The 6,547-nt window shown below is 68.0% G+C and carries 8 protein-coding genes; 4 read left to right on the forward strand and 4 right to left on the reverse strand.

What is annotated here, in order from left to right:
• Window positions 1-31: 31 nt before the first annotated feature.
• On the reverse strand, window positions 32-832 hold the full coding sequence (locus ACFWWR_RS32375; RefSeq protein ID WP_383859357.1) for an ABC transporter permease: 801 nt from the start codon (window positions 830-832) through the stop codon (window positions 32-34).
• A 211-nt stretch (window positions 833-1,043) separates the two neighbouring features.
• Between ACFWWR_RS32375 and ACFWWR_RS32380 the strand changes: the two genes are divergently transcribed.
• Window positions 1,044-3,458 (forward strand): transglycosylase domain-containing protein, encoded by a 2,415-nt coding sequence (locus ACFWWR_RS32380; RefSeq protein WP_384306964.1) that lies wholly within the window; start codon window positions 1,044-1,046, stop codon window positions 3,456-3,458.
• Window positions 3,459-3,521: 63 nt separating this feature from the next.
• Here ACFWWR_RS32380 and ACFWWR_RS32385 read toward each other — a convergent pair whose 3' ends face one another.
• Together ACFWWR_RS32385 and ACFWWR_RS32390 are read right to left on the reverse strand one after the other, a co-directional pair.
• The gene (locus ACFWWR_RS32385) at window positions 3,522-3,878 is read right to left on the reverse strand and encodes a GroES family chaperonin (protein ID WP_383859363.1); all 357 of its coding nucleotides are present in this window, start codon (window positions 3,876-3,878) and stop codon (window positions 3,522-3,524) included.
• A 55-nt stretch (window positions 3,879-3,933) separates the two neighbouring features.
• Entirely contained in the window at window positions 3,934-4,263 is a 330-nt protein-coding gene (locus ACFWWR_RS32390) for a DUF3618 domain-containing protein (RefSeq protein ID WP_383859366.1), read from the reverse strand.
• A gap of 94 nt (window positions 4,264-4,357) precedes the next feature.
• Here ACFWWR_RS32390 and bcp point away from each other — a divergent pair, with 94 nt between their 5' ends.
• A complete protein-coding gene (gene bcp, locus ACFWWR_RS32395) occupies window positions 4,358-4,825 on the forward strand; it encodes a thioredoxin-dependent thiol peroxidase (protein ID WP_383859370.1) in 468 nt (155 codons plus the stop codon).
• On the opposite strand, the gene ACFWWR_RS32400 is transcribed toward bcp, so the two are convergent.
• Window positions 4,806-5,318: a GNAT family N-acetyltransferase gene (locus tag ACFWWR_RS32400; protein WP_383859373.1), complete on the reverse strand. Its 513-nt coding sequence runs from the start codon at window positions 5,316-5,318 to the stop codon at window positions 4,806-4,808. The genes bcp and ACFWWR_RS32400 overlap by 20 nt on opposite strands.
• 152 nt (window positions 5,319-5,470) lie before the next feature.
• On the opposite strand from ACFWWR_RS32400, the gene ACFWWR_RS32405 reads away from it, so the two are divergent.
• Complete coding sequence (locus tag ACFWWR_RS32405) at window positions 5,471-6,121, forward strand: HNH endonuclease signature motif containing protein (protein ID WP_383859376.1); 651 nt, start codon at window positions 5,471-5,473, stop codon at window positions 6,119-6,121.
• The gene (locus ACFWWR_RS32410; protein WP_384306966.1) at window positions 6,118-6,498 is read left to right on the forward strand and encodes a hypothetical protein; all 381 of its coding nucleotides are present in this window, start codon (window positions 6,118-6,120) and stop codon (window positions 6,496-6,498) included. The genes ACFWWR_RS32405 and ACFWWR_RS32410 overlap by 4 nt, the downstream gene beginning before the upstream one ends.
• Window positions 6,499-6,547 lie beyond the last annotated feature (49 nt).

Genomic DNA, 6,547 nt, shown 5'->3' on the forward strand with positions numbered 1-6,547 from the left:
GGTCGGGGCCACTCCGGCCCGCCACCCGTCCTCAGCCACCCTGAACCACCACCCGCCGCGTCGCCATGACCTGTACCAGCCGCCCCAGAGCCAGCAACGCCACCGCCCACCCGGCCTGGAAGAGGTACGTCCCCCACGGGTCCGCCTCCCCCAGCAGCACGTCCGCGGGTGCCTGCAACAACGACGACCAGGGCAGGGCCCGCACCACCTCGCCGAGCGCCCCCGGGAAGACGTTCAGCGGAAAGATCATCCCCGAGCAGAAGAACCCCACGAGCCACGCCATCTGCACCACACCCGTCCCGTCCAGCAGCCAGAACGCGCTCAGCGCCACCAGGAACCGGATGCCGTACCCCACCACCATCGCCAGCAGCACCGCGAACAGGAAGGCACACCAGGTCGTCACGTCACCGGGCACCGCGGCCGGGAACACCAGCACCCCGAACACGAACGGCACCACACCCCGGCCCACCAGCTGGAACAGCGCCCGACCCAGATCCGCGGCCAGCCACCACAGCTGCAGATCCGCCGGCCGGTAGAGGTCGATCGCGATGTCGCCCGTCCGGATGCGCTCCATCAGCTCGTCCTCGACCCCACCGCCCCCGATCGCCAGCGTCGACAGCAACGCCTGCCCCACCCACACATAGGTGACGGCCTGCGCCTGGTCGTACCCGCCCAGATGCGGCCGCTCCTCCCACAGCGCCAGATACGTGTAGACCAGGATCAGACCGAAGACGGTGTTGGTGAACACCCCCGCGGCGGTCGCCACCCGATACGTCGCGTACCGTCGAAAACCCCCCGCCGCGACGGCCAGGTACAACCGCGCCGTATCCACGGCAAACCGCCCTCCTCGCCCGCCCAGCCCGCACCGACACCGAAGCGCAGGAGCCTAGTCCGCAGGCTGTGGCCCACGCCACGCATTTTCCGGGCAAGCGCGTGCCGATTGTCGGGAACGGAACGCGCGGTGCGAGAGTCTTCATCTGAGGGCGCAGAAGGCGTACGAGGCGTACGGGAAGTAAGACGCGAAACAGGAGTCCGTGCACGACATGAGCGACGAGCCGCAGCCGCAGCAGCCGACCCAGGGCTGGGCACCCAGAGAGCCCGAAGCGGCCGCCGAGACAGGGGCCAATCCCAAGCGGCCCAAGCGCACCGGCTGGCGGCGGATCATCCCCACCTGGCGCATGGTGCTCGGCACCTTCGTCATCGGCGTGCTGCTCCTGGCCGGCCTGTTCTTCCTCGGCTACTCCATGGTCAAGATCCCGGCCGCCAACGCCTTCGCCACCAAGCAGAGCAACGTCTACCTCTACGCCGACGGCAGCCAGCTCGCCCGCGACGGCGAGGTCAACCGCGAGAACGTCAGCCTCGCGCAGATCTCCAAGGACGCCCAGCACTCCGTCCTGGCCGCCGAGGACCGCGACTTCTACAGCGAGTCCGCCATCGACCCCAAGGCGATGCTCCGCGCCGGATGGAACACCGCCACCGGCAAGGGCAAGCAGTCCGGCTCCACGATCACCCAGCAGTACGTCAAGAACTACTACCTCGCGCAGGAACAGACCGTGACGCGCAAGGTGAAGGAGTTCTTCATCTCGATCAAGCTGGACCGCACCGAGAGCAAGAGCCAGATCCTCGAGGGCTACCTCAACACCAGCTACTTCGGCCGCAACGCCTACGGCATCCAGGCCGCCGCCCAGGCCTACTACGGCATCGACGCCACCGACCTGGACGCGGCCAAGGGCGCCTACCTCGCCGCCCTGCTCAACGCGCCCAGCGAGTACGACGTCGTCGCCCACCCCGAGAACAAGGCCGCCGCCGAGGCCCGCTGGAACTACGTCCTCGACGGCATGGTCACCAAGGGCTGGCTCAGCGCCTCCGACCGCGCCGCCATGAAGTTCCCGATGCCGAAGGAAGCCACCGTCTCCACCGGCATGTCAGGGCAGCGCGGCTACATCGTCGACGCGATCAAGGACTACCTCACCGAGAACAAGATCCTCGACAAGGACCAGCTCGCCGTCGGCGGCTACCGCATCACCACCACCCTGCAGAAGAGCAAGCAGGACGCCTTCGTCGACGCGGTCAACGACCAGCTGATGGACAAGCTCGACAAGAAGAACCGCAAGGTCGACACCTACGTCCGCGCGGGCGGCGCCGCCGTCGACCCCAAGACCGGCAAGGTCGTCGCCATGTACGGCGGCATCGACTACGTGAAGCAGTACACGAACAACGCCACCCGCGGCGACTTCCAGGTCGGCTCCACCTTCAAGCCGTTCGTGTTCACCTCCGCCGTCCAGAACGGCTCCCTGACGCAGGACGGCCGCACGATCACCCCCAACACCATCTACGACGGCACCAACAAGCGGCCCATCGTGGGCTGGGACGGCGGCACCTACGCCCCCGAGAACGAGGACCAGGGCTCGTACGGCAACATCACCGTCCGCGAGGCCACCGACAAGTCCGTCAACTCGGTGTACGCACAGATGGCCGTCGACGTCGGCTCCGACAAGGTCAAGCAGACCGCCATCGACCTCGGCCTCCCCGCCAACACCCCCGACCTGACCGCGTCTCCCTCCATCGCGCTCGGCCCGTCCACCGCCAGCGTCCTCGACATGGCCGAGGCCTACGCCACCCTCGCCAACCACGGCAAGCACGGCACGTACACCATGATCGACAAGATCACCAAGGACGGCACGAACCCCATCGAGCTGCCCCAGAAGAAGACCAGCCAGGCCGTCAGCCGCGAAGCCGCCGACACCACCACCTCCGTCCTGCAGAGCGTCGTCGAGGGCGGCACCGCCACCGCCGCCCAGGCCGCAGGCCGCCCCGCCGCGGGCAAGACCGGCACCGCCGAGGAGGACACCGCCGCCTGGTTCGCCGGCTACACCCCCGAGCTCGCCACCGTCGTCTCCGTCATGGGCCAGGACCCGGTGACCGCCGCGCACAAGTCGCTGTACGGCGCGATGGGCCTGGAGCGGATCAACGGCGGCGGGGCGCCCACCGAGATCTGGGCACAGTTCACCAAGGCCGCCCTCAAGGGCGAACCGGTCACCGACTTCGACCTCGAACTCCAACCGGGCGCCGACGTCGTCCAGCCCCCCGTCACCGACGTCCCGTCCGACCCCGCCACGGGCGACGAGAACACCGGCGGCACCACCGGAGACACCACCGGCGGCCAGGACACGCAGGGCCAGACCGAGGGCCAGACCGGCGACCCCGCCACCGACGGCGGCACCACCGACGGCACCACCGGAGACACGACGACGGGCGGCACGACCGGAGACACGACAACCGGCGGCGACCCGACCACCGACGGCGGCACCACCGACGGCACCACCGGAGACACCACAGGCGGCGACACCGCCACCGGCGGCACCACGGGAGACACCACCGGCGGCGACACCGGAGGCACGACGGGCGGCGGCACGACGACCGGGGTGGGCCCACAGCTCACCACCAGGAGACAGTGACCACGCACAGAACAGAAGAGGGGCTGATGACCACGGTCACCAGCCCCTCTTCCTCGCTGCCTTCTACAGATACAGGCCGGTCGAGTCCTCGGACCCCTCGAACCGGTCCGCGGCCACCGCGTGCAGATCACGCTCACGCATGAGCACGTAGGCGATGCCCCGCACCTCCACCTCGGCCCGGTCCTCCGGATCGAACAGCACCCGGTCACCCGGCTCCACGGCCCGCACGTTCTGCCCCACCGCGACGACGTCCGCCCACGCCAGCCGACGACCGACGGCCGCGGTGGCCGGAATCAGGATCCCGCCACCGGAACGCCGCTCGCCCTCACTGGCGTCCTGCCGCACGAGCACACGGTCGTGCAGCATCCGGATGGGCAGCTTGTCGTGCTGATCGCTGTGCTGGTTTCTCTTGGCACTCACGCCTTTGAACCTACCTGCCTTCGCCGGCCCCGGAAGCCGCCGGGTCGGCCCTCACTCAGCCCTTACGCCGCCGGGTCCCCAGGGCGAGCAGCCCCACCACCCCGACGACGACGAGCGCGACCGGCACGACCCGCTCCAGCCGAGGCGCGCCTTCCTCGTCGACGAACTGCGCCTTCACATCACTCACGGCCCGATTGACCCCGACATAGGCCCGCCCGAGCGTGTGATCGATATTGGAGACGACCTTGGCCTTGGCATCGCCCACGATCGTCTTCGGGTGCACCCGCACCCCGATCTCGTCGAGCGTGTCAGCCAGCAATTCGCGGCGGCGCTTGATGTCCGCCTCGATCTGCGCCGGGGTTCTCGTGTCCGACGTGTCCGCCACCGTACGGCCTCCGAAGTCAGCTGATGCTTGTTCCGGACAGTCTGTCAGCTCTCGGCCGGAACGCACTGTCAGGACCCCCCGTTACGCTAGACCGATGAGCGAGCGACTCCAGCCCGGCGACGTGGCCCCCGCCTTCACCCTCCCCGACGCCGACGGCACCGAGGTGTCCCTGTCCGACCACAAGGGCCGCAAGGTCATCGTCTACTTCTACCCGGCGGCCCTGACCCCCGGCTGCACCAAGCAGGCGTGCGACTTCACGGACAACCTCGAGCTGCTGGCCGGCGCGGGCTACGACGTCATCGGCATCTCCCCCGACAAGCCGGAGAAGCTGGCGAAGTTCCGCGAGAAGGAATCCCTGAAGATCACCCTCCTCGCCGACCCCGAAAAGACCGTCACCGAGGCCTACGCCGCCTACGGCGAGAAGAAGAACTACGGCAAGACCTACATGGGCGTCATCCGCTCCACGATCATCGTGGACGAGGAGGGCAAGGTCGAACACGCCCTGTACAACGTCCGGGCGACCGGCCACGTGGCGAAGATCATCAAGGACTTGGGTATCTGAACGAAACCCAGACGTCAGGAGCCAGGTCGGGCCGCTCGGGCACCGGCCTGCGCTCCTCACTCCACTCCCCCGGAGCAAGCCCCTCGGCCACCCGCCGCCAGAACCGCACGGCACCGGCATTGGCGTCCTGAAACGCCACCTCCCACTCCCCCGGATGCCGCCCGACGACTTCCCGCACGGCCCGCATCCCCACCCCGCTCCTCCGCACCCCGCGCACGACGAAGAAGCTGTTGAGCACGCGAGTGGGCCCACTGAGCCCCCGCACGAAGGCGAACCCGACGGGACGCTCGTCGCCCAGGCTGAAGAGATACGGCGCCCAGTCGAGGCCCCCGGAAAAGGCAGCCTCCAACCGCTCCCTCCGGAACGACCCGTCGGCGTTGGGCAGCTGCCCCCCGAACTCGGACAGATCATGCCGGAAGAGAAGCCAGAGGCGTTCGACGGTGGGGCGATCGGCGGGGGTTGCCGGTCGGATGTCCAACTCTGCAGAGATCATGAAAAAAGCCTCCCGAGCGGACAAGGGTCCGCACCTGGAAGGCCTCGCTGGTAAGCATACCAACCGCCTTTACGTTCCGAGCGTGACTGTCGGATAACCGATCCGTTACTCCGTACGAGCCACGAACGCGTGGCCGTGATCGGAGGGGAACGATGGGGGCCAGTGCGTATTCGAAAGAGCGGCTGGAGGAGGCCGCTCGGGGGGCGCGGACGTTGTCGGAGGCGTGCGCGAGATTGGGGGTGGATCCAAAGAGCTGGAAGCGGCGGTACATCTTCCAACGGATGAGGAAACTGGGGGTAGATGTCTCGCACTTCGAGCGCGAGGGGGCCAAGTGGACGAGGGAGATTCTTGAGCCGGTGGTCGCAGCGTCGTCGAGCGTCAACGAGGTTCTACGGCGACTCGGGCTCGATGTGGTCGGCGGTCACCACACGAACATTTCGCGTCGGATCAAGGCTTATGGCATCAACACCTCCCACTTCACGCCAGTGGTCCGCACGGAGCGGCAGCGGCACAACCAGCGCCGTCGGACTGCCGAGGAGATCCTCGCCGAGGACACGTCGGCCCACGCCAGTCGGGTCCCGAGCAACCGTCTGAAGCGGGCGATGGGCGAGCTGGGTGTGGAAGAGCACTGCGCCCTGTGCGGGATCGAAGGGGTGTGGCTCGGAGAGCCGCTCCCCCTGGAGGTCGACCACATCGACGGCAACTGGCGTAACAACCGCCTCGAGAACCTGAGGCTTCTGTGCCCCAACTGCCACTCGACGACGGACAGTTACCGCGGACGCGGCAAGGCGCGCGCCTCGTGACCAGCGGCGTGCGGTACACCCACGAGCGCCTGGTCGAGGCAGCAGCTCGGTGTTCCGACCTGGACGAGGTCATTGCCTTCTTCGGCACCCGGCCATACGGCTACCTACGCAAGTACCTCACCATGCGATTCGCCTACTTCGGCATCGACATCTCACACTTCGCCCCCTGCGGCCGGTCCGCCCGGCCCACACGCGAAGAGCTACGGGCGGCCGTCACGGAGTCCTCCTCCTTGGCGGAGGTGCTGCGCCACCTGGGCTGCGCGGACAACGGTGCGCAGCGGAAGAAGCTGCGCAAGTGGATCGCCGACGATCACCTGACGACGGCACACTTCCTAGGTGTATTGATCACGAGCGTTGTTAACGCTGACCGGGCTTGAACATGGCGAAGGCCTCCGTGTGTGGTGGAGGTGTCGAATCTTCACCGCA

The organism is Streptomyces sp. NPDC058678 (assembly GCF_042714835.1).
Classification (GTDB): Bacteria; Actinomycetota; Actinomycetes; order Streptomycetales; family Streptomycetaceae; genus Streptomyces.

What these genes read in the sequence shown, in the direction of transcription:
- ACFWWR_RS32405 (WP_383859376.1), top strand. Translation starts at nt 5,471, where the DNA reads ATGGGGGCCAGTGCGTATTCGAAAGAGCGGCTGGAGGAGGCCGCTCGG.
- ACFWWR_RS32380 (WP_384306964.1), top strand. Translation starts at nt 1,044, where the DNA reads ATGAGCGACGAGCCGCAGCCGCAGCAGCCGACCCAGGGCTGGGCACCC.
- bcp (WP_383859370.1), top strand. Translation starts at nt 4,358, where the DNA reads ATGAGCGAGCGACTCCAGCCCGGCGACGTGGCCCCCGCCTTCACCCTC.
- ACFWWR_RS32400 (WP_383859373.1), bottom strand. Translation starts at nt 5,318, where the DNA reads ATGATCTCTGCAGAGTTGGACATCCGACCGGCAACCCCCGCCGATCGC.